General features: G+C 57.0%; 27 protein-coding genes and 2 pseudogenes. 11 read left to right on the top strand and 18 right to left on the bottom strand.

The genetic code is table 11. The features are described from left to right. The first annotated feature begins 65 nt into the window (after positions 1–65). Positions 66–490: pseudogene (locus SCT_RS17900) on the top strand (hypothetical protein). A gap of 89 nt (positions 491–579) precedes the next feature. Here SCT_RS17900 and SCT_RS04990 read toward each other — a convergent pair. The 3 genes from SCT_RS04990 to merR all read right to left on the bottom strand — a co-directional run bounded on the left by SCT_RS04990 (position 580) and on the right by merR (position 4,562). Further along, positions 580–2,961: a heavy metal translocating P-type ATPase gene (locus SCT_RS04990; protein ID WP_059419825.1), complete on the bottom strand. Its 2,382-nt coding sequence runs from the start codon at positions 2,959–2,961 to the stop codon at positions 580–582. A gap of 47 nt (positions 2,962–3,008) precedes the next feature. After that, positions 3,009–3,713 carry a glycine zipper 2TM domain-containing protein gene (locus tag SCT_RS17630; RefSeq protein ID WP_059419819.1) on the bottom strand — a complete coding sequence of 235 codons (705 nt, stop codon included), beginning with the start codon at positions 3,711–3,713 and terminating at the stop codon, positions 3,009–3,011. Positions 3,714–4,151: 438 nt separating this feature from the next. Further along, positions 4,152–4,562, bottom strand: a complete 411-nt coding sequence (gene merR / locus SCT_RS04980) for an Hg(II)-responsive transcriptional regulator (protein ID WP_059419818.1) — start codon at positions 4,560–4,562, stop codon at positions 4,152–4,154. Positions 4,563–4,634: 72 nt separating this feature from the next. Between merR and merT the strand changes: the two genes are divergently transcribed. From merT to SCT_RS04955, 6 genes are all read left to right on the top strand, one after another. Continuing rightward, positions 4,635–4,985 (top strand): mercuric ion transporter MerT, encoded by a 351-nt coding sequence (gene merT / locus SCT_RS04975; RefSeq protein ID WP_059419813.1) that lies wholly within the window; start codon positions 4,635–4,637, stop codon positions 4,983–4,985. Positions 4,986–4,998: 13 nt separating this feature from the next. Further along, on the top strand, positions 4,999–5,277 hold the full coding sequence (merP, locus tag SCT_RS04970; RefSeq protein ID WP_059419805.1) for a mercury resistance system periplasmic binding protein MerP: 279 nt from the start codon (positions 4,999–5,001) through the stop codon (positions 5,275–5,277). Positions 5,278–5,355: 78 nt separating this feature from the next. After that, the gene (locus tag SCT_RS17030) at positions 5,356–5,793 is read left to right on the top strand and encodes a hypothetical protein (RefSeq protein WP_144408225.1); all 438 of its coding nucleotides are present in this window, start codon (positions 5,356–5,358) and stop codon (positions 5,791–5,793) included. A 153-nt stretch (positions 5,794–5,946) separates the two neighbouring features. Then, complete coding sequence (locus SCT_RS04965) at positions 5,947–6,246, top strand: hypothetical protein (RefSeq protein WP_059419801.1); 300 nt, start codon at positions 5,947–5,949, stop codon at positions 6,244–6,246. A gap of 107 nt (positions 6,247–6,353) precedes the next feature. Continuing rightward, positions 6,354–6,641, top strand: coding sequence for an HU family DNA-binding protein (locus tag SCT_RS04960; RefSeq protein WP_059419799.1), 288 nt, complete (start codon positions 6,354–6,356; stop codon positions 6,639–6,641). Between the two features lie 97 nt (positions 6,642–6,738). Then, positions 6,739–7,134: a phage holin family protein gene (locus tag SCT_RS04955; protein ID WP_059419797.1), complete on the top strand. Its 396-nt coding sequence runs from the start codon at positions 6,739–6,741 to the stop codon at positions 7,132–7,134. A gap of 227 nt (positions 7,135–7,361) precedes the next feature. On the opposite strand, the gene SCT_RS04950 is transcribed toward SCT_RS04955, so the two are convergent. The 9 genes and pseudogenes from SCT_RS04950 to SCT_RS04910 form a co-directional block, all read right to left on the bottom strand. Continuing rightward, positions 7,362–8,444: a PotD/PotF family extracellular solute-binding protein gene (locus SCT_RS04950; protein WP_059420105.1), complete on the bottom strand. Its 1,083-nt coding sequence runs from the start codon at positions 8,442–8,444 to the stop codon at positions 7,362–7,364. A 53-nt stretch (positions 8,445–8,497) separates the two neighbouring features. After that, positions 8,498–9,271: an ABC transporter permease gene (locus SCT_RS04945; protein WP_059419795.1), complete on the bottom strand. Its 774-nt coding sequence runs from the start codon at positions 9,269–9,271 to the stop codon at positions 8,498–8,500. Then, positions 9,264–10,142: an ABC transporter permease gene (locus SCT_RS04940; RefSeq protein WP_059419789.1), complete on the bottom strand. Its 879-nt coding sequence runs from the start codon at positions 10,140–10,142 to the stop codon at positions 9,264–9,266. The genes SCT_RS04945 and SCT_RS04940 overlap by 8 nt, the downstream gene beginning before the upstream one ends. Positions 10,143–10,183: 41 nt before the next feature. Next, positions 10,184–11,266, bottom strand: coding sequence for an ABC transporter ATP-binding protein (locus SCT_RS04935; RefSeq protein WP_059419784.1), 1,083 nt, complete (start codon positions 11,264–11,266; stop codon positions 10,184–10,186). A gap of 163 nt (positions 11,267–11,429) precedes the next feature. Then, positions 11,430–12,803 (bottom strand): APC family permease, encoded by a 1,374-nt coding sequence (locus SCT_RS04930; protein WP_202812122.1) that lies wholly within the window; start codon positions 12,801–12,803, stop codon positions 11,430–11,432. 36 nt (positions 12,804–12,839) lie between these two features. Next, positions 12,840–13,094 (bottom strand): annotated as a pseudogene (locus SCT_RS04925) (sodium:solute symporter); the annotation flags it as partial. Between the two features lie 290 nt (positions 13,095–13,384). Then, entirely contained in the window at positions 13,385–13,771 is a 387-nt protein-coding gene (locus SCT_RS04920) for a hypothetical protein (RefSeq protein ID WP_059419773.1), read from the bottom strand. Between the two features lie 119 nt (positions 13,772–13,890). Then, positions 13,891–14,196 carry a hypothetical protein gene (locus SCT_RS04915; protein WP_059419769.1) on the bottom strand — a complete coding sequence of 102 codons (306 nt, stop codon included), beginning with the start codon at positions 14,194–14,196 and terminating at the stop codon, positions 13,891–13,893. A 166-nt stretch (positions 14,197–14,362) separates the two neighbouring features. Further along, positions 14,363–14,737: a VOC family protein gene (locus tag SCT_RS04910; RefSeq protein ID WP_059419766.1), complete on the bottom strand. Its 375-nt coding sequence runs from the start codon at positions 14,735–14,737 to the stop codon at positions 14,363–14,365. A gap of 603 nt (positions 14,738–15,340) precedes the next feature. Between SCT_RS04910 and SCT_RS04905 the strand changes: the two genes are divergently transcribed. After that, positions 15,341–16,204: a DMT family transporter gene (locus SCT_RS04905; RefSeq protein ID WP_059419760.1), complete on the top strand. Its 864-nt coding sequence runs from the start codon at positions 15,341–15,343 to the stop codon at positions 16,202–16,204. A 243-nt stretch (positions 16,205–16,447) separates the two neighbouring features. On the opposite strand, the gene lysS is transcribed toward SCT_RS04905, so the two are convergent. From lysS to SCT_RS04885, 4 genes are all read right to left on the bottom strand, one after another. Further along, entirely contained in the window at positions 16,448–17,956 is a 1,509-nt protein-coding gene (lysS, locus tag SCT_RS04900; RefSeq protein ID WP_059419759.1) for a lysine--tRNA ligase, read from the bottom strand. Between the two features lie 66 nt (positions 17,957–18,022). Continuing rightward, a complete protein-coding gene (locus SCT_RS04895; RefSeq protein WP_059419757.1) occupies positions 18,023–18,376 on the bottom strand; it encodes a CZB domain-containing protein in 354 nt (117 codons plus the stop codon). 80 nt (positions 18,377–18,456) lie between these two features. After that, positions 18,457–19,561 (bottom strand): peptide chain release factor 2 gene (prfB, locus tag SCT_RS04890; RefSeq protein ID WP_144408224.1). Its coding sequence is split into 2 segments (ribosomal slippage): positions 18,457–19,479 and positions 19,481–19,561, totalling 1,104 coding nucleotides; the frame shifts between segments, so codons are not numbered across the junction. A 160-nt stretch (positions 19,562–19,721) separates the two neighbouring features. After that, positions 19,722–19,976 carry a hypothetical protein gene (locus tag SCT_RS04885; RefSeq protein ID WP_059419754.1) on the bottom strand — a complete coding sequence of 85 codons (255 nt, stop codon included), beginning with the start codon at positions 19,974–19,976 and terminating at the stop codon, positions 19,722–19,724. A gap of 360 nt (positions 19,977–20,336) precedes the next feature. On the opposite strand from SCT_RS04885, the gene SCT_RS04880 reads away from it, so the two are divergent. Beyond that, positions 20,337–20,711: a VOC family protein gene (locus SCT_RS04880; protein ID WP_059419751.1), complete on the top strand. Its 375-nt coding sequence runs from the start codon at positions 20,337–20,339 to the stop codon at positions 20,709–20,711. 29 nt (positions 20,712–20,740) lie between these two features. On the opposite strand, the gene SCT_RS04875 is transcribed toward SCT_RS04880, so the two are convergent. Continuing rightward, on the bottom strand, positions 20,741–21,595 hold the full coding sequence (locus SCT_RS04875) for a diguanylate cyclase (protein WP_059419749.1): 855 nt from the start codon (positions 21,593–21,595) through the stop codon (positions 20,741–20,743). Between the two features lie 103 nt (positions 21,596–21,698). Further along, entirely contained in the window at positions 21,699–22,793 is a 1,095-nt protein-coding gene (locus tag SCT_RS04870; RefSeq protein ID WP_059419747.1) for a lipid A deacylase LpxR family protein, read from the bottom strand. 213 nt (positions 22,794–23,006) lie between these two features. Between SCT_RS04870 and SCT_RS04865 the strand changes: the two genes are divergently transcribed. After that, positions 23,007–23,522 (top strand): Spy/CpxP family protein refolding chaperone, encoded by a 516-nt coding sequence (locus SCT_RS04865; RefSeq protein WP_059419745.1) that lies wholly within the window; start codon positions 23,007–23,009, stop codon positions 23,520–23,522. 85 nt (positions 23,523–23,607) lie between these two features. Beyond that, positions 23,608–23,883 carry an SHOCT domain-containing protein gene (locus SCT_RS04860; RefSeq protein WP_059419743.1) on the top strand — a complete coding sequence of 92 codons (276 nt, stop codon included), beginning with the start codon at positions 23,608–23,610 and terminating at the stop codon, positions 23,881–23,883. Position 23,884: the final 1 nt, after the last annotated feature.

Below are 23,884 nucleotides of genomic sequence, written 5' to 3'. Positions count from 1 at the left end.
AGCCACTTCGAAGCTCTTTGAAGCTCTTTACGATCGCTACACCAAGCGCGCGAGAGAGTTCTTCGATGCAGGACAGGAAAAGAGCAAGGAAGCCATGGAACGCGCCATGGAGGCGGCGCGCCAGCAACTATCCGATGCCGGAGTTTTCCGCAGAACAGGGCGAGGCATTCAAGAAGTTCATGCGTCGCGACCTGGAACAGACAGCGCAAGACATGAAGGTGCTCGGCCAGGAGGCCAAGGAACATCTGCATCCAGCCAGGTTGGGCGCCGGTGCTCTGTCCTCGATTGCCCGGCTGCTCGAGGCGACTGGCCTGGCGTTGCAGTTTCTCTCGCGCAAGGCTGAGGATGCGCTGCATTACAATACCGGCGATATCACAGCGGCGGGACGTTAAGCTGCACTCAGTGCGGCCAGAAGGTGCACCTTAAACGCACCACCAAGATTCCGCCCTGCCCGAGTTGCCACGGCACCGAGTTCCGCAAGGGATACTGAGCGATGCTGCAGCCGATGTGCCTTGTTTAGGCGCCGGGGCGACCGGAAGTGGCGCTTCGAGTCGGAACCGCTCTCGTTACCCGGACTGTTTACCGACCTTCCCGCCAGCGCTTGAGTAGCAGTGAGTTGCTCACCACCGATACCGAACTCATCGCCATCGCCGCGCCGGCGATCACCGGGTTGAGCATGCCCAGCGCTGCCAGCGGGATGCCCAGCACGTTATAGATGAAGGCAAAAAACAGGTTCTGACGAATCTTTCGAAGGGTGGCGCGCGACAGGTCGATGGCATCAGCCACGCTGCCCAGGTCGTTGCGCATCAGGGTTACGTCGGCGGCTTCGATCGCCACGTCGGTGCCGCTGCCAACAGCAAAGCCGACATCCGCCGCCACCAGCGCCGGCGCATCGTTGATGCCGTCGCCCGCCATGCCGACCACCAATCCCTGGGCCTTGAGCTTGTCGATTTCGGCGGCCTTGTCCTGCGGCAGCACTTCCGCGAGGAAGCGGTCGATCCCGGCCTGCGTCGCGATGGCGGCAGCGGTGGCGGAATTGTCACCGGTCAGCATGATCACCTCGACACCCATTGCCTTCAATCTTTTCACGGCACCGACCGAGCTGTCGCGCAGCGCATCGGCAATGGCCAGGTAGCCCAGCACCGCTTTCTCGCTGGCCAGTACGACCACTGTCTTGCCTTGCTGCTGCAGGCGCGCTACCGTTGTCTGGTCAATATTCAGCCCGCGCTCGGCGGCAAGGGCAGGGGAGCCGAGAAAGTAGGGCGTGCCGGCGATTTCGCCGCTGACGCCCTTGCCGGTTACAGCGGCAAATCCGGTGATGGCTGCCGGGACAATGCCAGCCGATGCGGCGTGGGACATCACCGCCTTGGCCAGAGGATGCTCCGAGCCTTGCTCCAGGGTGGCGGCGAGTCGGAGCAGCGAGTGTTCATCGCTGCCACTAGCAGGGACGATGTCGGTGACGGTGGGGCTGCCGAGAGTCAGGGTGCCGGTCTTGTCCACCACCAGGGTGCGGATCTTGCCGGCGCGCTCGAGCGCTTCCGCATTCCGGATCAGGATGCCGGCCTTGGCGCCATTGCCGGTGCCGACCATGATCGCGGTGGGCGTGGCCAGACCGAGGGCGCATGGGCAGGCGATCACCAGCACCGCGACGGCGTTGATCAGGGCCGGAGTGAACTCGCCGCCGATCAGCCACCAGGCGGTAAAGGTGACCAGGCTGATTGATACCACCACCGGCACGAAAACGCCGGAAATGACATCCGCCAAGCGCTGGATAGGTGCTTTCGAGCCCTGCGCCTGTTCCACCAGGCGGATGATGCCGGCCAGAACGGTATGGCTGCCCACGCCAGTGGCGCGGCACTTGAGCATGCCCTGCTGGTTCTGGGTAGCGGCAAACACCTTGGCGCCGGCGGTCTTTCCGACCGGCAGGCTTTCGCCGGTGAGCATGGCCTCCACCACGCTGGAGTCGCCTTCTATCACTTCGCCGTCGACCGGGATGCTTTCTCCGGCACGCACGATGAAAATATCGTCAACCTTCAGGCTGGCGGCATCGACCTCGATGATTTCGCCATTGCGCTCGATGCGCGCGGTTTTCGGCTGGAGCTTGACGAGTTCCTCGATCGCCGCCGAGGTACCCGCCTTGGCGCGAGCCTCCAGCAGTTTGCCCATCAGCACCAGGGTAATGACGGCGGCGCCGGCCTCGAAGTAAACATGCTGGTCCAGGCCGAACAAGGTGACAACGGCGCTGAGGAGGTAGGCCATGCTGGTGCCAAGCGCCACCAGTACGTCCATGTTAGCGCCGCCCCCGCGCAGGGCGTGCCAGGCGCCGACATAGAAGCGCTTGCCGGCCCAGAACTGCACCGGCGTGGCGAGCGCCCACTGCAGCCAGCGTGGCAGAACATCTTCGTGGTGACCGAGAAACATTACGCTCATCTGGGCCACCAGCGGCAATGTAAGTACTGCGGCAATCCAGAATACGCGTAGTTCTTTCTGGTACGCGGCGGCACGCCGCTGTTTTTCCTCCTCGCGGCTGGTGCCAATCGATTCGTGAGCGCCGTAGCCGGCCTTGGCCACTGCGGCGATCAGCGTATCCAGCGTGGCCGCGCCCGGGGCAACGCGGATTCGGGCTTTTTCCGTGGCGAAATTGACCGTGGCGCTGACGCCGTCGATCCTGTTCAGCACCTTTTCGATGCGCGTTGCACATGCGGCGCAGGTCATGCCTTCCAGTTCCAGCACCACCTCTTGGTCCGGTACGGAAAAACCGGTTTTCTGGATGGTTTTCACCAGTTCGGTGGGCGAGGCCAGCGCCGGGTTGAAATCGATGTGGGCTTTTTCGTTGGCGAGATTGACTGCGGCCTTTACGCCCGGCAGCTTGTTGAGGTTCTTTTCCAGGCGCGCAGAACAGGCCGCGCAGGTCATGCCGGCGATGGGCAGTTCGATGTGCTGTTGGGAAGTGGATGGCATATCAATTGGATTCTACATCATCCAATTGATTCCACCTCCCTGGGGGGCTAGTTGCGGACCAGTGTGCCGTCGACGATCTTCACCTTTTCACCGATGGCGAACGCCGGTTCGGTTTCCTGAACCATGGTGCGGTGGCTGCCATCATCCATGCGTACGGCGATTTCGTAATGCTTGGTGGTTTTGACCTTCTTCTCGATCTGGTGGCCGGCATAACCGCCGCCGACTGCGCCGGCGATGGTGGCGATATCCTTGCCAGTGCCCCCGCCGACCTGGTGTCCCAGCAGTCCACCCACCACGCCGCCTGCAATCGCTCCCAGCCCGCTGCCTTCGCCAGCCTGCTCGACAGTGCGGATGGCGGTAATGACGCCGCAGTTGTCGCACACCGGTGTCTGTGCTTTTCTAGAACTTTCCTCGGCAACCACCGCCTTGGCGATGGGTTTTTCTGTGGCTGCCTTGTGCGTCGGCTTGGCGGCCGACTTCGGCTTTGCTGCGGGTTTTTCATCTGGTGCCGGTTTGCTGGCCTTGTCTGCCGTATCAGCTTGCGCCGTCATGGCTGGTTGGGGAGGCGTTGTGGCGTCGCCGGAGGTCTTGTCAGTTTCGGCAGGTGCACTTGCCACGGGCGGTGCTTCGGTTTTGGCGCTGCGGCCAGGCAGCAGGCCAGTCATGGCGCCGACTCCCACGATGCTGGCGATGATCACCGCGATGGATGCGGCAATGACGAAGGGACTGGTTTTGCTGGTGGATTCTGACATGACGAAATTCTCCGGTTAGTAGTAAAAATCAGTGCGCCGACTATTTATGAATAGTCGAATGGGTGTCGACAAGCAAGAGTTTTTATTGACGCAGAATGAGATAACGTTTGTTGGTGATGCCTGGCTACTTCAAATTGGATTAAATGTCGGTAATAAAAAAGGGACTTTCCCAATTCGCCCAGGATGTCGTCTTTCACCATCTGGAATTGATTGTGTAACTTGCCGGATGTCCCCGATCGGTTCGCGAGAAGTCGTTGGTCTTCGTAGGGGACAATTCCCGCAGTGTGCCAGGAACTGCCGCTGGCGGGGTGGAAAAATTGCCCCGCTGACCGTCTGGAGCGAACTCCATTGCCGACGCACGGAAAATTGGTCCCGGACTCAGGAACTCGACCTTCGCCGACGGTGGCAGAGAAACCCCAAAGAGTTCCAGCGAGTCTGCTAAGTCGCTTCCTGCAATGAAGCGATCATCGGACAGGCGACCTCGCCACCGCTTGCCACGCAGTGGTCGATCAGTTGCGTTAATGACAATTCGATGCGTTGAAGATCAATAAGCTTCTGTCGCACATCGACAAGCTTGCGCTCGGCGAGCGTGCGCGCCTCATCGCAGCGCGTGCCATCCTCTAGTTTCAGTAACTCGCCGATTTCATCCAGACTGAAGCCCAACCGCTGCGCGGATCTGATGAACCGCAGGCGTGCCAAGTCAGCCTCGCCATAGCGGCGGATGCTGCCATAGCCCCTCTCAGGTTCGCGCATCAAGCCCTTGCGCTGATAGAAGCGGACGGTCTCGACATTAACGCCAGCCGCGACCGCTAATCCGCCAATCGTGGCGCCTTTCGGCTGTCCTTTCATGGTGCTTGACTCCGTACTCAAGTACGGATGTAAGTTTATACCCTCTGCTGGAAAACCAGAAAGGAAAGATGCATGACTGAACCCAACAATGGCCGTAGCGCCCTCATCGTCGGCGGGCTTTCCGCCATTCTCGCTTCCACCTGCTGTCTCGGGCCGCTGGTGCTGATCACCCTCGGTTTTTCCGGGGCATGGATTTCCAACCTCACAGTGCTCGAGCCGTATCGCCCAATCTTTATCGGCGCTGCGTTGCTCGCCATTTTTCTCGCTGGCCGCCGCATCTGGTATCCGGCCACGTTATGCGCGCCGGGTGAAGTCTGTGCCATGCCCGATGTCAAAACCACCTACAAACTTTTGTTCTGGGTCGTGGCCGCGCTGGTACTGGTCGCGCTCGGGTTTCCCTACGTCATGCCGTTTTTCTACTAACCAGGAGTTTCTCATGAAAAAACTGCTCGCATTGTTCGCACTATTAGCTATCTTCGCCAGTCCGGTCTGGGCGACAACGAAGATCGTCACTATCGCGGTGCCCGGCATGAGTTGCGCCGCCTGTCCGATCACGGTAAAGAAGGCGCTGACCATGGTTGATGGCGTGCTCAAAGCCGACGTGAGTCTCGAGAAGCGCGCTGCCACTGTCACCTTCGACGATGCCAGAACGAATTCGCAGGCGCTCATCCAGGCGACAACTGATGCCGGTTACCCGTCCCAACTCGTGAAGTAAGGCGGACAGCCGATGCGCATCGGGCGCTCGGTAAACTGAATGTTCTTCTACATCCACCCAACCTCAAGGTAACTCGCCATGGCCGATTGCTGTTCATCCACCGACTGCGACACATCGCACCCCAAGAAACACCGCTGCCCGGCCAATGGGAAGGAGTATTCCGAAGTCTCGGCCAGAACGGTCGCTCATCACATCCGAGATGCATGGAAGTGGGTCGGCAAGACAGGACGTTATTTTTTCTGTGAAGATCCGGCGTGCGATGTCGTTTATTTCGGGGACGACGGCACCATAATCCTGAAGTCACAACTACGAACTCGGGTAGGCGTGAAGGAAGCCTCCGATGATGCACTCGTCTGTTATTGCTTCGGTGTGACCAAAGCGGATGCGCTGAACGATCCAGGAATCAGGAACTTTGTCGTGACGCAAACGAAACTTGGGATTTGCTCGTGCGAGACGAGCAATCCATCCGGACGTTGCTGCCTGAAGGATTTTCCTGCGAAGCGTAAAACTGAGTAATTAACTCAGAAGTGAGGTGGGGCTACTCCATTTCGTCTAGGGAGCGGGCAGGTAATCAGCCTCGTGGGCAAAGAACTTTCGAGGCAGTGCTTCTGACCGCGAAGCTCAACGATGCCAGCATCGGTCCGCACTGGGCCGCAGGGCAGTCATTGGATGTTCGCCAGCGCCAATGGCAGCAAGGGGTCGATTGTGTTGAAAAACTATTTTTTTGATGGCGCAAGAAAAATTATAGCGTCTTCTGGAGCGCCCGTCAGTCGCGGATGCGGGGGGCTACGGAAATTGTTCACCAGCTTAACCAAGGGCACCCAAACCGATCCATTAACGTTGATTGAATGGGATTCCCAATCAGATTGGTTTTCGGCAGAAATTTGGGGGATCTGGAATTTTGAGTTTTTCAACACAATAGGTCGGGAAGCGATATTCCCCTTTCCCAACACAAAGCGCAGCCCTTGATTTAATCAGGGTTATCAGAACAATTGAGAAGCATCGTTTAGCTCTATTGGCGTGCTGGTCTTATACCCTTACAATGTATTCACCGTTAACTCCAGGGTGTCCATAAAATGAACAAAGGCGAATTGATCGATGCTGTATCTAAAATGACTCAGCACCCAAAATCACAAACAGAAGAAATGTTTAATGCCTTTATGGCAGTGATCCAAAACTCACTGACTAGCGGCAACAGTGTCCAGATGATTGGCTTCGGCACATTCGCTGTCGAGGAACGCGCCGCCCGTGTAGGCCGCAATCCAGCTACGGGTAAGGAACTAAAGATTCCTGCCAAGAGAGTTGTGAAATTCAAAGTCGGCAGCAAAATGAAAGATGCTGTTGCCGCTTCTTCCAAGAAGTAGCACCAGGACGGGTGGACAACAAACCACCCGTCTTAATCACCCTCGCAAGATAGCCATCCTGCACATAAACTACTGCTGTTAGCCTCGAAAGCTGTATATGCTCCACAATCTGATGCCGTTCTTAATCCACTGGAGCATCACGTCCCTTTCGCTTTGGGTGGCAAGTTACGTGTTCAAGGGCATCCAGTTTGAAGATTCCTCCTCGCTGATCATTTCAGCCCTGTTGCTGGGCTTTGTTAATGCAATCATCAGACCGTTGTTGATCATTATTACCCTGCCGTTTACCTTGCTGACGCTGGGATTCTTCCTGCTGGTCATCAACGCCATGATGCTACTGCTAGTTTCAGCCGTTGTTCGTGGCTTTACGATTTCTGGGTTTTGGACTGCCTTCTTTGCCAGCATATTCATCTCGATACTGAACTTGATTATCGGTGTGTACCTGGAAGGCGATAGCACATCGTGGATACTACTGAACAACGGTTCATGGGTATGAGCGCGTAAGGCAGTGCGGCAAGAAATAGAGAGCAAAGCTCTACAACAGTAATTCGACTAGGCGCTTCCCTGATTCCAACAGATCCTGAATCTCATCCCCACTGAAAATCTTTGACTGTAAAGCGTTAAGCCTGAATCAAGTACATTTCTGGGTTCCGTTGGGGGTCACTCAGTCAGCGGGTACCCTTTTTTATTTGGGATTTGTTGCGTGGCGCGCAAATAGGCTTCCTACCTCAGCTTGATCTCCGTCCACATCCTCGACAGAACGCGGCGTTTATTGCGGTCGAGGTCTTTTAACATTTCCAGCTTCGCCAGCCGTTCACGGTCTGGAAAGATCGCGGTGTTGGCAACAATCTCCGGCTTGATAAAGGGCATGGCGTCGAGATTGGGGTTGCCGGAGCCAATCAGGTTGGTGAGTTCGGCGGAGTTTTTGCCGTCGAGCATGAAGTTGATGAAGCGGTGGGCAAGATCGGGTCGGGGGCCGCTCTTATGCAGCACCATGCTGTCGAGCGACAGGACAGCGCCTTCCTTCGGGGCTGAATAGCCGATGGTAAAGGGGCGTCCGGCCTTTTTCGCGTCCTGCACGGCCTGGAACATGTCACTGGAGTAGCCGTGGGCGAGCCAGATGTTGCCGATGGTCAACTCCTTGATGTAGCTGGAGGCGTTGAACGCTGCCCAGTATGGCTTGGCGCGGATAATCAGATCGCGTGCCTGACGCCATTTGGCTTCGTCGGTGTCGTTGGCGGAGTAGCCGAGGTATTTCAGCGCTGCGGCCATCAGTTCGCGCTGCGAATCCAGCACCGTCACCCGGCCTTTCATTTTCACAAGATAGCGTGGTTCGAAGATCGCTGCCCAGGTATCGGCGGGGATGCCGAGCGCCTTCATTTTTTCCGTGTTGTAGCCGATCAGCGTGAGGGTGTAGGCGTAGGGTACGGAATAGCGGTTGCCCGGGTCGAACGCGGTGTTAAGGTAGGCCGGGTTGAGGTTCCTGAAGTTGGGCAGTTGCGTCTTGTCGATCGGCCGCAGTGCACCTTGGCGGATCAGCGCGTCCACCGCGTTGCCGGTGGGGACGAGGATGTCATAGCCGCTCGCCCCCGCCGCCAGCTTGGCGAGCATTTCCTCATTGTCGGAGTAGTAGTCTTGCACGACTTTGCAATTGCACTCGGCTTCGAAGCGCTCCATGGTCTGCGCCGAGATGTAATTGTTCCAGTTGTAAAGGTGGAGGACGTCGGCGGCTAGCGCGGCTTGGGAAAACCAGAAGACTAAAAACGATTTACCGCAAAGGACGCAAAGGGCGCGAAGGAAAAACACAAATCCCGGGTTTCCTTTGTGAACCTTTGTGTCCTTCGCGGTGAGAAAGGTGTTCATGCATTCCCCTTGATCGCTTCCGGCGAGATGCGCGAGGCGATCACGATCATCCCCAGCGTGAGCATCATCAGCAGCGTCGAGACGGCGTTGACTTCGGGGGTGACGGCGATCTTGATCATCGAGTAGATTTGCAGCGGCAGGGTGGCGACGCCGACGCCGGCGGTGAAGAAGGTGATAACGAAATCGTCGATTGACAGGGTGAAAGCCATCAACGCGCCGGCGATGACGCCCGGCAGGATTAGCGGCAGGGTCACCAGGCGGAAGGTCTGCCAGGGTGTGGCGCCGAGGTCGCGCGCCGCCTCGAAGATGCTTTCGTCCATGCCGGCCAAGCGGGCGCGCACGATGATGGCGACGAAGCCGATGCAGAAGGTGATGTGGGCGATCAGCACCGATAGCATCCCCAGAGTCAGATTCAGCACCTGGATGAAGAACAGCAGCAGGGAAACGCCGAGCAGGATCTCCGGCATCGCCACAGGAGTGATCACCAGCACCGGCAGCAGCTTCAGCTTGTAGCGGTGAATGGCGATGCCGGCCATGGTGCCGAGCACGGTGGCAATGCCGCTGGCAGTGCAGGCGATTAGCAGCGAATTGAGCGCGGCGCGCAGCATCTGTTCGTCGTTGAGCAACACCTGATACCAGTGCAGGGTAAAGCCGACCCACTCGGCGTTGAGGCGGGAATCGTTGAAGGAATACGCGATCACGATCACCAGCGGCAGGTAGAGGAAGGCGTAGACGAACACCGAGGCTACCCACAGCCACTTGTTACGCATAGCTCCTCCTGCGCGAAACCCACATCGCCAGTCCGGCGCAGGCCAGCACCACCAGCGTGAGCATGATCGACAGAGTGCTGCCGAACGGCCAGTCGCGGGTACCGAGGAGCTGATCCTTGATCAGGTTGCCGATCAGGATGTCGCCGGTGCCGCCGAGGATGTCGGGAATGGCGAACATGCCGAGCACCGGGATGAACACCAGCGCCGCACCAGAGTAAACCCCGGGCAGGGAGAGCGGCCAGGTCACCCGCCAGAAGCGCTGCCAGGCATTGGCGCCGAGATCCTGGGCGGCGTCGAGCAATACCGGGTCGTGCTTCTCCAGGTTGGTGTAAAGCGGCAGCACCATGAATGGCAAGTGAACGTAAACCATGCCGACCAGCACCGCGAACGGCGAAAACAGCAGCGCCACCGGCTCGAAGCCGAATAGGCCGAGTGCGCCGTTGATCATGCGCGAGAAGGCTGCCTGCGGCCCGAGGATGATCATCCAGGCATAGACGCGGATGAGGAAATTGCTGGCGAAGGGCAGCACCACCAGCAGCACCATCAGGTCGCGGAATTTCTTGCTGCTGCGCGCGATCAGCAGCGCCACCGGGTAGGCCATGATCAGGCAGATCAGGGTAGTGGCCAGCGCCATGACGAAGGACTTGATGAAGACCTGGGTGTAGATGAAGTCGCTGAAAAAGAACCGGTAGGTTTCCAGCGTCAGGTTGGCCTTGCCGTCTGCAATCAGCGGCGCCAGACCGCCGTATTCGCCGGGAAATCGGAACGACGCCACGATCATGATCAGGCTGGGAGCGACGAAGAACGCCAGCAGGAACAGGAAGGGCGGCCCGCCGGTCAGCCATTTCAGCAAACGAACTCCCTTATCCATTTTGGCAAGCTCCGTTAAAACCTTTCACCGCTTTTGACCAATCATTCATCAAGAAAATGCCCCGCATCGTGGCGCCAAGCCACCGTTACCTCGTCGCCAACCTCGAAGAACCTCGCCCGTCCCGGCTCGGAATTCGCCATCAACGCCTCGATCAGGGTGCCGTTTTCCAGTTCCACCTTGTAAGTGGTCACATCGCCGATATACAGGTAGTCACACACTGTGCCGGTAAAGCGGTTTTTCAGCTCTACATCGTGGCGCTGACCGATGCACACCTGCTCCGGACGAATGGCGAACCAGCCCGATTCACCGGCCTTGACGCCATCCGGCGGTGGCGCGATGATTTCGCCGAGGCCCGACGCGGTGAGGCGCAGATGGCCGGTAGTTGCCTCCTTCACAATCACCTCGAACAGGTTGATATGGCCGATGAAGTCGGCGACGAAGCGGTTGTGGGGAAAGCTGTAGAGCTTCGCCGGTTCAGCCATCTGCTCGATGTGGCCCTCGCGCATTACTGCAATGCGGTGCGATAGCGCCAGCGCTTCCTGTTGGGCATGGGTGACGAACACGAAGGTCACGCCGACGTTCTTTTGCAGCTTGATCAGCTCGATTTGCATTTCCTGGCGCAGCTTGGCATCGAGTGCGCCAAGTGGCTCGTCCAGCAAGAGCAGCCTGGGCCGGTTGACCAAGCCGCGCGCCAGAGCAACGCGCTGCTTCTGCCCGCCGGAAAGTTCGTGGGGGAAGCAGTCTGCTTTATCCTCCAGGTGCACTTCTGCCAGCGCTTCCTTGACCCCAACCTTGACGGTCTGCGGCTCCTTGCCGGCCATTTTCAGGCGAAAGGCAATGTTCTCAGCTACTGTCATGTGAGGAAACAGGGCGTAGCTCTGAAATACGGTATGCACCGGCCGTCTCTCCGCGGGTGTGCCGGCCAGGTCGATGCCGTCGAGCAGGATACGGCCTGCATCAGGCGCCTCGAAACCCGCGATCATGCGCAGCAGGGTGGTCTTTCCGCAGCCGGAAGGGCCGAGCAGGGTAAAGAACTCGCCCGCCTCGACGCTGAAACTGACATCCTCCACCGCGGCGAGTGCGCCGTAGCGGCGGGTGACGTTCTCGATTTGCAGGAGCGCCATTTTCTAATGCCCTCCTTGAAGAGAGAGGAAAGTCAGTGTTTGTTACGCACCGACGAGTGACAGTGCGGCGCTTCTCCCACATGGTGCGTTTGTCCTGCGGCAACGGATGAACATCCTGCGCCTTCAACTGGGTACGGAGATTGCACGAACTAATGTAGTCCGATCACACCGTTGCGCTATTTCCGCGCCGTAATCTACCCAAAAACAAAGGCACAAAGCCGACCAGAAGGCCGCCGATCCCCATGACATTTGTCACCGTGTCAAATGTCGGAATACTGTAAAGCGCGATGAACACCATAACCAATGCCGCAAGCAAAGGCCAAAGTACGTAAGAGATGGCGTTGTATGCACCTCGCTTCAATTTGTCACGATAGTGCCAAGCACAGGCAAATCCCGCCAAACCCATATAGAAACAGATCTGGAAGCCAATTGCGAGGATCGAGCTTTCCAAAATTTTCTTTACTGAGGGCATATACGACGAACTAAACAACAACAGCACGCCCAGAAACCAAATCACAAATGTCGCGACCCAAGGCGTTTGCCACTGCGGGTGAACTTTGGCGTAGCGAGGATGCAGCATGTCGTCACGCGCCATGGCAAACATGCTACGACTGAATTGGAGTATTTGCGTCTCAATTGTGCCTATCGTGCTGAGTATGGTTGAGAGTACCGCCAGGTAACTCCACGGTTTTGGAAACAACTTGTCGCTAATCGCGTAAAGCACATTGGTGTTGGCTTTGGCAATTTCTTCATCGTTCAATACGATCAATACCACAATCATCATGATGATGAAAAATAGAATCAGGTTCACCATAGCCCAAAATGCGCCTTTGCTCGCGGGATGCGGCTCGCCACCCTTGGTCTCTTCACTCAGGTTCATTGTGACATCCCAGCCCCAATAAAAGAATATTGCCGTCAAAGCGCCAGTGGCAAATAACTGCGGCGTGAATGAAAATGGGGAAAACCAGATAAATGAAGGGGTATGTGCCGGGTTGCCTCCATATTGAATAAAGGCCCCGATAATCAGCGCGAAAATCACGGCGGTTTCCATTCCGGTCAGGATCAATTGTGTATAGCTCGCGTGTTTGATGCCCTTGGTGACCACGATAGTGACCAAAGTCAGCCAGATTGCGGCAGTCAGCGTAACCCAGGTGGTATCCTCGACCAAATCAGGTGCAATCAAAAGCAAGGTTGACGTCGCTGCAGGTATCGTTGCCGAAACCATGAAAAATATTGATGCGACAAGCAGTCCCCAGCCGGTAAAGAAGCCCCATTTTTCACCAAACACATGACCCACCCAGGCATAGGCAGCGCCGGCATGAGGGGTTATTTTGCTAAGGTGGATAAACGCTAGCATGATGCCAAACATGATCAGTCCACAGTAGAGAATACTGCCTACCGACAGGACGCCAACCGAGGCAACGATAGCAGCCGTCGTGACCGCTACGCTAAACGCTGGCGCAGTGCCAGCAATGCCCATGACTGCTGATTCGAAGGCACCGAGCGATCCCTTTGCTAAACCTTTATTTTCTGACACGGAGCCTCCAAAATAGGATTTTGTGAGGGGGTTTTAAGCCCAAACAAGAGAAATCTTTGATCCAGAGGGGTTGGCAACGATGCCTTTCATGCCCTCCTTGAGGAAGGTGGCGGGGATACCCAGTACCGTTTCAGAGCCAAACCAGGTGGAAAAAACCGTTGCCGTAACGATGTAAAGTGGCAGGCTACGGCCTGCGACGGCGTAATCCCTGGTGTTGTGGACGCGGGTGGCGGCGTAGAGACCGATGCCGATGGAGACCAGCAGATAGATGATGACGAACCAGATCAACATGATCGAACGCTAGCCGGTTAGTGGAGTTGGGAAATTATAGCAAAAAGGTTAAAAAAGCAGGCCGGTTTCAGGCATGGAAACAGGAACTGATTTAATACGATTTAATGTAGATATTTCAGAGGATGGTCATCGGAAAGAGTTTTCTACACCCTCAACCCTCAAGCTAAGCTGCTGCCCCGCCGAAGGCGGGACAGTCGGCTTGAGTACCTGGTTGGGCGGCGCTATTTGGCATCGCGTTGGCGACCTTACTCGATGACTGAGAGCGCCGCGCCCAACTCCCGGTACCGGACTTAACTTTTCACCTTCTCGATCATGTGGTTGATGACATGGCTGTGCTCGCGCTGAGGGCTGAACATGACGATCTCCGCGTCTACGTCGACCTTTACGTTGTGCCCGGGTGGCCAGTAAAACAGATCATTCGCGTTGGCCGTCTCCTGCGCGCCGTCCGCGTCGGTTGTGGTGAGTTGGCCGCGCAAGACGAAGCCCCAGTGGGGGCACTGGCACAAATCGCCTTCCAGTCCCTGGAACAGCGGGGTGGTATCAACGCCCGCCGAGAGGCTGAAGTACTCGCAGCTGATCTTGCCTAGTCCAGTTGCGTCGCCGAAATCCGTTCGCTGACGGATCACGGCACCCGGGATCTCCATCTTGACGTCCACGTCCTCTTTGGCTATCCGCATGCTCGTTTCTCCTATGTATCAATTGATGCTTTACGTCTGGTGGTCTGTCTATCGCCGCATCCGTTTCAGGCTGAGCTTGGTCGTATTTTCCGGCTACCAACGTATAAGTTAGGCGGATCTCACTCCCATTTCTTGCCGATGTCCTGCAGGCCAGCCTTTTGCAAATCCTCCGGGCTCATCAGAATGCGAAATTTACAATTGGCCTGGAAGTTGAGAAAAAATGGCTCTGAAAAGGCGGGCACATCCGACGGAGTTTGTACGTTAATCACGAAGATTCCGCCGCGTTTTCCGTCTTGCTCCGTGAAGTAGGCCGCCTCCGGCTTGATTGTTTCGAGGATGCGCCCAATGATCTCGCCTGCCTTTCCGCTTCTGACGAGGGAGTTGAAAGGCTCATGTGGGATTTCGACCGTAAGTAGCATTTTCATGTGATGACCTCCTTACTGTTACGGCATTTGAAGGCGGTGCCGCACACGCCTAACGCAAGGCAACTGAACGCCGGAGCCCAAATATCGGAGGAAACCCAACAGCGCAGCTGTTGGGCGGTCCGGTTGGCCGTAGGGTTACCTCGAATGTAACTATTTCTTGCCGCGGTCAGGTGGGCTCCGGGCCTGAGCAGAACCACAGCTTGTTGCCCTCGCTGTCGAGGAAACTGCCGACCAATGACTCGCCGTAACGCTCGACCGGGTCAGCGATGACTACATCCCGGGCACGGAGGGCGGATTCCGTGCTTCGTGCGTCCTCGGTCTCGATTGTCACCCGTGGGTTGAGGGCATCGGATGGCTGCGCATACCAATCTTTCTTGAACATAAGCACTGTGTCGCCGAGGTAGTTGCCGACTTGCTTGCCCTCTTCAAACGCGGGACGGAGCGACAACGTATCGGTATAAAAATGGATTGCCCGGTCAAGGTCCGTAACAGCCAAGGCAATAGCTTTGATACGCAGGAGTTTCATGGGAGGTGTGGTCATGTTCCGTCATCCTTTTTTAATGGCATTCCGGGGCAAAGGCACTCGGTAATGTATCCATTGATTTCAGCTGCTTGCAGATAAGGCAGCGTGATTTCGCGGTAATAGTGCGCCCTTGAATTAGTCACCTTGCTAAGACGCCTACCAGAGTTCAGGGGGCACTCCAGATAGCCATAGCACCAAGAACAATTCGATGGAATGAGAATTGTTATTACCTAATATAGCAGGTAATCAATGCCATGCCATGCCAGGCGCATGGCAACATAGCCAAGCCGAAAGCGGCTAGAAGCTGTGGCGGAGCAAGATCGCACGTTGGGTGTAAATCGGATAAGTGCTGCTGAAGTTGTAAGGCGGATGGCGAACGTATGTTCAGATGAGATCGACTGGATGGCCTAGGTCGGGAACAGGCCATCTAGACCGACGGTTGCGTGTCAAAAGCTGCAGGTCAGTTCGGCATCCCCCTTGCAACTCGCAACCCATCATCTATGCTGAATGCATTGTGCCCATCCATGTTATTTAAAAAAAACGTACGGACCGGTGGGTCCGTCTAATAATTGTTGGACGCCCTGGATCGCAGTTCCTTGATGGTCTTAAGGAAAACTTTCAATGTCATACGCACGGATAATCGCCCTGACGTCGCTAGCCATGATTGCATTTGCGGGTAATTCACTGCTCTGCCGGGCCGCTCTCAAACATACCAGCATTGATGCAGCCAGTTTCACTACAATTAGATTGATCTCCGGGGCTTTGATGCTTTTGTTGGTGGTGCATATGCGTCATGGCACACATAGCGGCGGGGGCAGCTGGGTGTCTGCATTTGCGTTGTTTGCTTATGCAGCCGGATTTTCTTTTGCTTATGTGAGTTTGCCTGCGGCAACGGGTGCGCTGCTGCTCTTCGGTGCCGTCCAGGTAACGATGATCGGCCATGGGATTTGGAAGGGAGAGCGCCTGCGTAGACTGCAGCTCGTCGGCCTTATGCTGGCTTTCGGCGGGCTTGTGGGTTTATTACTACCAGGTCTATCGGCGCCTCCACTGTACGGTTCCATATTGATGTTGGGAGCCGGGGTTGGATGGGGCATCTATTCTTTGCGCGGGAAAGGTGCTGGTGATCCCACCAAGGTAACGGCGGGTAATTTCCTTCGCGCTGTCCCTATCGCGGCAGCATTGAGCCTGCTAATGCTAAACGGTACCTCTCTGGATAATGCCGGATTTTGGTATGCGGTTTCGTCGGGCGCACTGGCTTCTGGAATAGGGTACGCCATTTGGTACACCGCATTACCCGCGTTGAAAGTCGCCAACGCTGCGACAGTACAACTCAGTGTTCCGGTCATTGCGGCCTTGGGAGGCATTCTTTTCCTCGGTGAGCCCATAACCCTGCGCTTAGTATTGGCGTCCGTAGCTATTCTAGGTGGAATCGCGCTGGTAATTCTCGAGAAACAACGTGCTAATGGCGCCCAACTCAGCCGTTGAATGTCCACTTTCTGCAACGGCGACCGTCTGTTCAGTGTCGGGAGTGGCCGATTGAGCCCGCGGTCCCGAAAAGCAGCTTTACCTCTTAAATGCGGTCGTTACCAAATAAGGAGGCAGTGGGCTTTTCAACACCGAAGCCGTGATTTTGATTGTTCATGGCAATCCGGCTTTCAATGGTGGATTTCTGATACCCATAAAAAATGGCGCCCACTCGGATTGCCCTGCTGAGCCTTTTTCAGGCCGTCAGTCTTCCCGGCGCATTTGCGGGAACAGGATCACGTCGCGGATGCTGGGGCTGTCGGTCAGCAGCATGACCAGACGATCAATCCCGATGCCTTCGCCGGCGGTGGGCGGCAGGCCGTATTCCAGGGCGCGGATGTAGTCGGCGTCGTAGTGCATTGCCTCGGCGTCGCCCGCTTCTTTCTGCCTTACCTGCGCCATGAAACGCTCTGCCTGGTCTTCCGGGTCATTCAGCTCGGAGAAGCCGTTGGCGATCTCGCGGCCGACGATGAATAGCTCAAAGCGCTCGGTAATGCCGGGGGCGGTATCGTTGCTGCGCGCCAGCGGCGAGACTTCGGCCGGATAGTCGATGATGAAGGTCGGCTGGATCAGCAGCTGCTCGGTGGTTTCCTCGAACAGGCTCAATTGCAGCCCGCCGACGCCATCGGTGGGGTGATGATCGGCACCCATTCTCTCCAGCTGCGCCTTGAGGAAGGCGCGGTCGTGGAGCTGTTCGTCGCTGAAGCGTCCCGGATGGTACTTGTGGATCGACTCAGTGATGGTGAGGCGGTCGAAGGGCTGGGCCAGGTTGATGGTGTGACCCTGATACTGCACCACCGCATGGCCGAGCACGGCCTTGGCGGTTTCGCGGAACATTTCCTCGGTCAGGTCCATCATGTAGCGGTAATCCCGGTACGCCTCGTAGAACTCGATCATGGTGAATTCGGGATTGTGGCGGGTGGAGAGGCCCTCGTTCCTGAAGTTGCGGTTGATCTCGAACACTTTTTCGAAGCCGCCCACCACCAGCCGCTTGAGGTAGAGCTCCGGCGCGATGCGCAGGAACAGTTCCATGTCCAGCGCGTTGTGGTGAGTGGTGAATGGCTTGGCCGAGGCGCCGCCGGGGATGGGGTGCATCATTGGCGTTTCCACTTCGAGATAGTCGCGCTCCACCAGAAAATTGCGGATCGACTGGATGATCTGTGTGCGCACCAGAAAGGTCTTGCGGGTTTCCTCGTTGGTGATCATGTCGAGGTAGCGTTGGCGATATTTCGCTTCCTGGTCGGTCAGGCCGTGGAATTTTTCCGGCAGCGGACGCAGGGATTTGGTCAGCAGGCGCAGTTCGGAAACGCGCACCGACAGCTCGCCCTTGTTGGTCTTGAACAGGGTGCCTTTGGCGGCGATGATGTCGCCCATGTCCCAGTGCTTGAAAGCCTCGTGGGTCTCGGCGCTGACGCCTTCGTCGTTAATGTAAAACTGGATGCGGCCGCTCATGTCCTGCACCGTGGCAAAGCTGGCCTTGCCCATCACGCGCTTGAGCATCATGCGGCCGGCGAGGGCGATGCTGACGTTTTCCGCTTCCAGCGCTTCCTTGTCCTTATCGCCATGAGCAGCCAGCAAATCGCCCGCCATATCCTTGCGGTCGAAGTCGTTGGGGAAGGCGATGCCGGTCTCGCGCAGCTTTTTCAGTTTGTCGCGGCGCTCGGCGATGAGCTGGTTTTCGTCCTGGGGCGGGGTAACTTGTTCGTTGGTCATGATGGCAATCTGGTGTCAAAAAATGTTAACAGCGAGGCACTGCCTGGCAGGCGTGGGTTAAGTGGGTCAGGTCTTGATCTTGAGCATGCGCTGCATTAATGCAGCACTGGCCCGGCCGAACGCGCCGTTCGGGGTGAGGTCATGTTGCGCGCCCTGGATATCGCCCTTCATTTTCTTTACGATAACAGTGGCGGCGACCCGGTGGAATTCGGCATGTAGGCTGAATATCTCATCGTGAACCTCCTTGGGCAGCAGCATCCTTTCCCCTTCATGCTCGAGCCATTGGCCGAACTGGCAATGGTTGTCCTTCCCCACCGTGGTAGCATCGAGCTCGATTCTGCCATTGATGAAGTCACGGAAACGCGACTTCCATGCGGCATGATCCGCGATCGCCTGATCAATTTCTTGTTTGAGTGCCATTTTCCCCTCCAGCGGATAGTTGTTTAAAACCTAACGTTAAAGCCGAGACTAGTCGAGTGTTTTCTGGGTGGCGTGCCGTGTTACACGCCCTGTTTCAAACTGGCGCTGATGAAGTCGTCGAGGTCGCCGTCGAGTACTCCCTGGGTGTTGCCGACTTCGTAATTGGTGCGCAAATCCTTGATGCGCGACTGGTCGAGCACGTAGGAACGGATCTGGTGGCCCCAGCCGATATCGGTCTTGGTGTCTTCCATCGCCTGCTTTTCTTCGTTGCGCTTGCGCAGTTCCAGCTCGTACAGCCGGGCTTTCAGCATGCTCATCGCCTCGGCACGGTTCTTGTGCTGCGAGCGGTCGTTCTGGCACTGCACCACGACGTTGGTCGGCAGGTGAGTGATGCGGATCGCCGAGTCGGTCTTGTTGATGTGCTGGCCGCCCGCACCCGAAGCACGGAAGGTGTCGATGCGCAGATCGGACGGGTTGATCTCCACTTCGATGGAGTCGTCCACTTCGGGGTAGATGAACACGCTGGAAAACGAGGTATGACGACGGTTGCCGGAGTCGAACGGAGACTTGCGTACGAGGCGGTGGACGCCGGTTTCGGTGCGCAGGTAGCCGAACGCGTAATCGCCGCTGATTTTGAGCGTAGCGCTTTTGAGTCCCGCCACTTCGCCTGCGGATTCCTCCAGGATTTCCACCTTGAAGCCCTTGCGCTCGCAATAGCGCACGTACATCCGCATCAGCATCGAGGCCCAGTCCTGCGCCTCGGTGCCGCCGGAGCCGGACTGGATGTCGATGAAGCAATTGTTGGGGTCCATCGGGTGGGAGAACATGCGGCGGAATTCCATTTCCGCCACGGTTTTCTCCAGCGCTTCCGCGTCTGTCGCGACGCTCTCCAGAGTGGCGTCGTCGCCTTCTTCCTTCGCCATCTCGAACAAATCGGCGCTGTCGTGCAAGCTCTGGTCGAGTTTCGTCAGCGTATTGACGATCGTTTCCAGGGTGCGGCGTTCCTTGCCCAGTTCCTGGGCACGCTTGGCGTCATCCCAGACCGCCGGGTTTTCCAGCAGCTGGACAACTTCGGTCAGGCGTTCCTGCTTGGTATCGTAGTCAAAGATACCTCCGCAGGTCGGTGGCCCGTGCGGAAAGGTTTTCGAGACGGTTGGCGATGGCGTTGAGTTGTTCGGCTTCCATGATTCGTTGCTCGTGTGGATCAAAGCGGGGAATTATACATGGTGAGGCGGGTGAGGGGTGAGGGGTAGAAAGGGTGGGAACGTTCTGAAGCGGACATTCAACAGTCAAATTGAGGGGCACGCCGTTTTTGGCGCGTTTGCCCGGGTGCAGTCTTAGACATTCAATTTGAACCCGATTTTTTATTCATTGCTTGTAACAGGGAACGGATCTCGGCCAGTTCCTTATGCAGATTATCTGATGCAACCTTATTTTTGTACGACATCAAGATCAGTTTCACCGACACCAGGAATACACCGGTTTCAAGCAGTAGGTCGTGTGTAAACCCAGTGAAGTAGAGCGCGGCCACGAAAAGGGCCAATGTTAAGAAGATGACGAGTAACGAACCCATATCAAAGTAATGTCGAATGTTGGCCATGGTTTACTCCTTGTCATGACGGAAGATATGAGCCTGATGAGGGCGTGCCTAACAGTTATTCATATGACAGATTGGCCCGGTCATGTCTTGATAATACGGACATCAGTATATCTTCGTAGCTTTTTGATGTCATGCAGGTTATCCGATTCCCACATGGCATACAAGGCAAATCATGGGGCAGTGCAATAAACAGGGAAGCAAGCCTCAGTTTCTCTATGGTTACAGGCACTCCCGCTCCGGCAGCCTGATTTTTTATCCTGAACTATACTCAGGCTCAGGGAGCGCAGACATCAAGGGGCGGGCGGTTCGATGCCGCCGCGCCGATTTGGACAACATGTTTCGATTGCCGGAGGTGCAGCCATGGCTAACCCGTTTGTACACATTGAACTGCAAACCAGGGACCTTGCCCGGTCCAAGGAGTTTTATTCCCAACTTTTTGACTGGAAGCTGATCGACGAGCCGATGGCGGATGGCGGCACCTATACCATGATCGACGTGGGCGAGGGCACCGGCGGAGGGATGTTCGCGAACCCTGATCCGGCGGTTCCTCCGCACTGGCTGGCCTATGTGGGCGTGGACGATATCGTGGCTTCCACCAACAAGGCGCGCGAGCTTGGCGCCACGGTGGTGCGGGATGTCACTGAGGTGGGCGGGTATGGCTGGTTCAGTGTGATTGTCGACCCTGCCGGTGCGGCCATTGCGCTGTGGAAACCCCGGCAGGCTCCGGCAAAGTAATCCGGAACAGGCTGCCCGGCAGCTATACGTCAATACACTTCCTGCCGGATGGCGTTCTTACCGCCCTGCTTGACGAGGTACATCAGCGCGTCGGCCCTCTCGATCAGCTGATCGAGGTTGTCGGGCGTGGTGTGGAAGGTGGCTACGCCGATGCTGAAGGTGACCGGCCAGCCGTGCTTTTCCATGGCTTCTATCAGGCTGGCACGCAGCTCGGCGGCAAAAATCGCGGCGGCCTTTTCGCCGGTTTCCGGCAGCAGCACGGCGAACTCGTCGCCGCCCAGCCGCCCGCAGATGTCGGTGGTGCGCAGGCGGGAATGAAGAATCTCTGCGACGGTTTTCAACAGGCGGTCGCCTTCGTCATGCCCCTTGGTATCGTTGACGGATTTGAAGTTGTCCAGGTCGAAAAACAGGGCGGTGAAGGGGCGGTCATAGCGCCGGGAGCGCTCTGCCTCGATCTCGCCCATCTCGTAGAAGGCGCGCCGGTTGGCAAGGCCGGTGAGGGTGTCCTGCCGCGCCATTTCATGCTCGCGGTCGAGCGCGATGCGCAGACGGCTGGCTATCAGGACCACGATCAGGAGCACGCTGAGGCGGACAAAGTTGTTGAACAGTTCAGCCCAGAAGGGGTTGTCGTGCCGTATGCTCAGATCCACCACCAGCCAGCCGATCACGCAGAGCAGGCTGAACAGGTTGCCTGTCTTTCTGCCGTCGTACCAGCTCATGATAATGACCGGCAGCAGGAAGAACATGTAGATATGGTAGTGCTGGCCGAGTTTGTATTGCACCCAGATCGCGCCAAGGACGGCGGCCAGGGTGCAGACATACAGCACTGCCCGGCCCCAGGGGCCGGGTTTCCATCTGATGATGCGAAAGATGTCTATGCTCATCGCGACTCTTCTGCCACCGGCTTTGTTATTGCACCGGGAAAAATTTCAAAATTCAATCAATGCAATAACAGAACTGCCTATCTCATTTATGGAGTATTGCACCTCAAAACTCAAGGCTTAACGTGATTGAGCTGAAGACGTGCGTGTTTTCCTGGGTTGCGAATTCCTTGCTGCGGACGTAGCGCGCGTAGGTGATTTTGCCGCCCTGCCATTGCCAGGCGATGCCGGTGGCGAGGTCGCCTACGAAGCGTTTTTTATCGACGCTGTGGCTGTCGGAGAAGGTGTTGCCATCGAGGAAAATATCATGGGCGACGGCGCGGGCGTCGGCCGAGATGAAGGCGTGCAGCCCGCCATCCGAAAAATGGCGGGTGACCGGGCCTTCAAGTGGGGCGTTGCTGTCGCCGGCGGGTCGTATCGGCGAGGTGCCGAAATCGTTCGGGATGCGGCTGCCGGCCCTTAATTCCAGGCCGGTGTTGAGATAGGTGCGGATGTTGCCCAAACTGGCACCGTAATGGGTGATGGCGTCAAACTGCAGGCCCGTCCTGCTTTCGTTCCAGACCTTGTTCTTGCGTTCGGCGACGAGTTGGACGCCCAGTTCGTTGCCGAGCTGGTTGCTCCAGCCGTTGAAGCTGGGGATGCCGCGCAGGTCATGGACGAAGTTCTGGGTTTGCCGCGCCAGCGCGGCCGGGCCGACCACGCCGAGGTTGACCTCAACCGTGTCCATCTGCCGCGCATCGCGGGCGTTGTAGCCGAGTCCCAGGTAGAGCCAGCCGGCATAGGGGCGGTCGTTGGGGATCAGGTCGGTGCGGCTGCGGTCGCGCGGGGTGAACATCGACTGCCCGGCCGTGACCACCATGTTGCGCGAGGTGTATTTGCCCGGATGCAGGTTTTCCAGGAGCCGGTTCAGCTGCCTTACCCAGTGCGGCAGGCAGGGGTCATGAGTGTAATCCTTGAGGTTGGCCGAGACCCAGGAAAACTTCACGCCATTGGTGTAACCGCTGTCGGTGCCGTTGAACAGGTCATTTTCGAAGTAGAAGTTGTAGAGCTCGGGATGCCTGGCGAGCGCTGTGATGCCGGGTGGGTTCTCCTCACACAGGCTGGGCTCGCCGTCCCCCGCCAGAACCGGGCATGGCGTCAGTGCCAGTAGACTGGCCGGAATGCAGGCCAGTAGTCTCGAAAACCGAGAAATGGGTGCCATGGGTTGCCCTGAAATTCTTGCGTCTACAGTATGAGTCTAAAAAACCTGCTGCCGTGTTTATATTGACTATACTTAAATTTTCCATTGCGAACTGGACTCAGTCCAGGCATTGCAGAAAGGCGTCAGATTCCAACGGATTGTGCCGTGCGGATAAGCGCGACACAAGTGGCTTTGTGAATTCATGTACGGCAAAAATCATTGAGGAGATATGAAATGAGGACGAACAAGCTGACTGTATGGTTGATGGCGGGTTTGATCTCGCTTGTGGCCTTCGCCGCCGTGGCGGACGATGAAGTGAAATTGCAAGGCGGCTGTCCCTACGGGATGAAGGGCCCCGGCATGATGGGGCAGGGAATGATGGGGCCGGGGATGATGGGAACTGGCTGCGGCGGCATGATGGGGCACGGGCATGGAATGATGGGAGGCTATGGCCCGATGGGGCTGCCCGACCTGAAAGAGGATCAGCAGAAGAAAATCTCTGCAATTTACGAGGAACTGCACAAGAAGCGCTGGGATCTGATGACCAAGATGCAGGGTGAGTATGCCACGCTACGCGGACTCTACGCTGCGGACAAGCGTGATCCGGCGGCCATCGGCAACCAGTACAAGAAGATCAGCGAACTGCGTCGCCAGATGGTGGAGCAGTCGGTGGATGCACACAACCGCATGGAGGAGTGCTCACTAGGGAACAGAAGGGAAGGCTGCGGAGCTACGGCCCTGGCTGGATGATGATGGATGAATGAGGAAATGGACTGGCATGCGCGTCGGCCAGCCTGATAAATCCCGGGTGATCGCGAATTAAGGAGTGAAGGGTATGGGCGGATACGGTTACGGATACGGCCACGGCATGATGGATAATTTCGGCTGGTGGGGTTTTCACAGTTTCGGCTGGGTCCTCATGATCCTCTGGTGGGGCCTGGTTCTTGCAGGGCTGGTATTTCTGTTGCGCTGGCTGTTCCTGATGGGTTCAAAAGGCAGCGCCAAGGTGCAGCGCGATGACCCGGCCGTGGAAATTCTGCGACAGCGCTATGCGCGCAGCGAAATCGGCAAGGAGGAATACGAGGAGAAACTCAAGGACCTGCAGCGCTGAT

Origin of the sequence: Sulfuricella sp. T08, assembly GCF_000971475.1 — a bacterium.
Lineage (GTDB): Bacteria > Pseudomonadota > Gammaproteobacteria > Burkholderiales > Sulfuricellaceae > Sulfuricella.
This window is presented reverse-complemented; position numbering and strand designations above follow the sequence as displayed.

Bases quoted from the DNA above. Each gene is read 5' to 3' on its own strand.
- SCT_RS04955 (WP_059419797.1), top strand. From the start codon at position 6,739: ATGCTCCACAATCTGATGCCGTTCTTAATCCACTGGAGCATCACGTCC.
- merR (WP_059419818.1), bottom strand. From the start codon at position 4,562: ATGAAAGGACAGCCGAAAGGCGCCACGATTGGCGGATTAGCGGTCGCG.
- SCT_RS04885 (WP_059419754.1), bottom strand. From the start codon at position 19,976: ATGGCCAACATTCGACATTACTTTGATATGGGTTCGTTACTCGTCATC.
- SCT_RS17030 (WP_144408225.1), top strand. From the start codon at position 5,356: ATGGCCGATTGCTGTTCATCCACCGACTGCGACACATCGCACCCCAAG.
- SCT_RS17630 (WP_059419819.1), bottom strand. From the start codon at position 3,713: ATGTCAGAATCCACCAGCAAAACCAGTCCCTTCGTCATTGCCGCATCC.
- SCT_RS04935 (WP_059419784.1), bottom strand. From the start codon at position 11,266: ATGGCGCTCCTGCAAATCGAGAACGTCACCCGCCGCTACGGCGCACTC.
- lysS (WP_059419759.1), bottom strand. From the start codon at position 17,956: ATGACCAACGAACAAGTTACCCCGCCCCAGGACGAAAACCAGCTCATC.
- SCT_RS04880 (WP_059419751.1), top strand. From the start codon at position 20,337: ATGGCTAACCCGTTTGTACACATTGAACTGCAAACCAGGGACCTTGCC.
- SCT_RS04910 (WP_059419766.1), bottom strand. From the start codon at position 14,737: ATGACCACACCTCCCATGAAACTCCTGCGTATCAAAGCTATTGCCTTG.
- SCT_RS04895 (WP_059419757.1), bottom strand. From the start codon at position 18,376: ATGGCACTCAAACAAGAAATTGATCAGGCGATCGCGGATCATGCCGCA.
- SCT_RS04865 (WP_059419745.1), top strand. From the start codon at position 23,007: ATGAGGACGAACAAGCTGACTGTATGGTTGATGGCGGGTTTGATCTCG.
- SCT_RS04915 (WP_059419769.1), bottom strand. From the start codon at position 14,196: ATGAAAATGCTACTTACGGTCGAAATCCCACATGAGCCTTTCAACTCC.
- SCT_RS04875 (WP_059419749.1), bottom strand. From the start codon at position 21,595: ATGAGCATAGACATCTTTCGCATCATCAGATGGAAACCCGGCCCCTGG.
- SCT_RS04920 (WP_059419773.1), bottom strand. From the start codon at position 13,771: ATGCGGATAGCCAAAGAGGACGTGGACGTCAAGATGGAGATCCCGGGT.
- SCT_RS04945 (WP_059419795.1), bottom strand. From the start codon at position 9,271: ATGCGTAACAAGTGGCTGTGGGTAGCCTCGGTGTTCGTCTACGCCTTC.
- SCT_RS04940 (WP_059419789.1), bottom strand. From the start codon at position 10,142: ATGGATAAGGGAGTTCGTTTGCTGAAATGGCTGACCGGCGGGCCGCCC.
- SCT_RS04860 (WP_059419743.1), top strand. From the start codon at position 23,608: ATGGGCGGATACGGTTACGGATACGGCCACGGCATGATGGATAATTTC.
- merP (WP_059419805.1), top strand. From the start codon at position 4,999: ATGAAAAAACTGCTCGCATTGTTCGCACTATTAGCTATCTTCGCCAGT.
- SCT_RS04905 (WP_059419760.1), top strand. From the start codon at position 15,341: ATGTCATACGCACGGATAATCGCCCTGACGTCGCTAGCCATGATTGCA.
- SCT_RS04990 (WP_059419825.1), bottom strand. From the start codon at position 2,961: ATGCCATCCACTTCCCAACAGCACATCGAACTGCCCATCGCCGGCATG.
- SCT_RS04960 (WP_059419799.1), top strand. From the start codon at position 6,354: ATGAACAAAGGCGAATTGATCGATGCTGTATCTAAAATGACTCAGCAC.
- SCT_RS04965 (WP_059419801.1), top strand. From the start codon at position 5,947: ATGTTCGCCAGCGCCAATGGCAGCAAGGGGTCGATTGTGTTGAAAAAC.
- merT (WP_059419813.1), top strand. From the start codon at position 4,635: ATGACTGAACCCAACAATGGCCGTAGCGCCCTCATCGTCGGCGGGCTT.
- SCT_RS04870 (WP_059419747.1), bottom strand. From the start codon at position 22,793: ATGGCACCCATTTCTCGGTTTTCGAGACTACTGGCCTGCATTCCGGCC.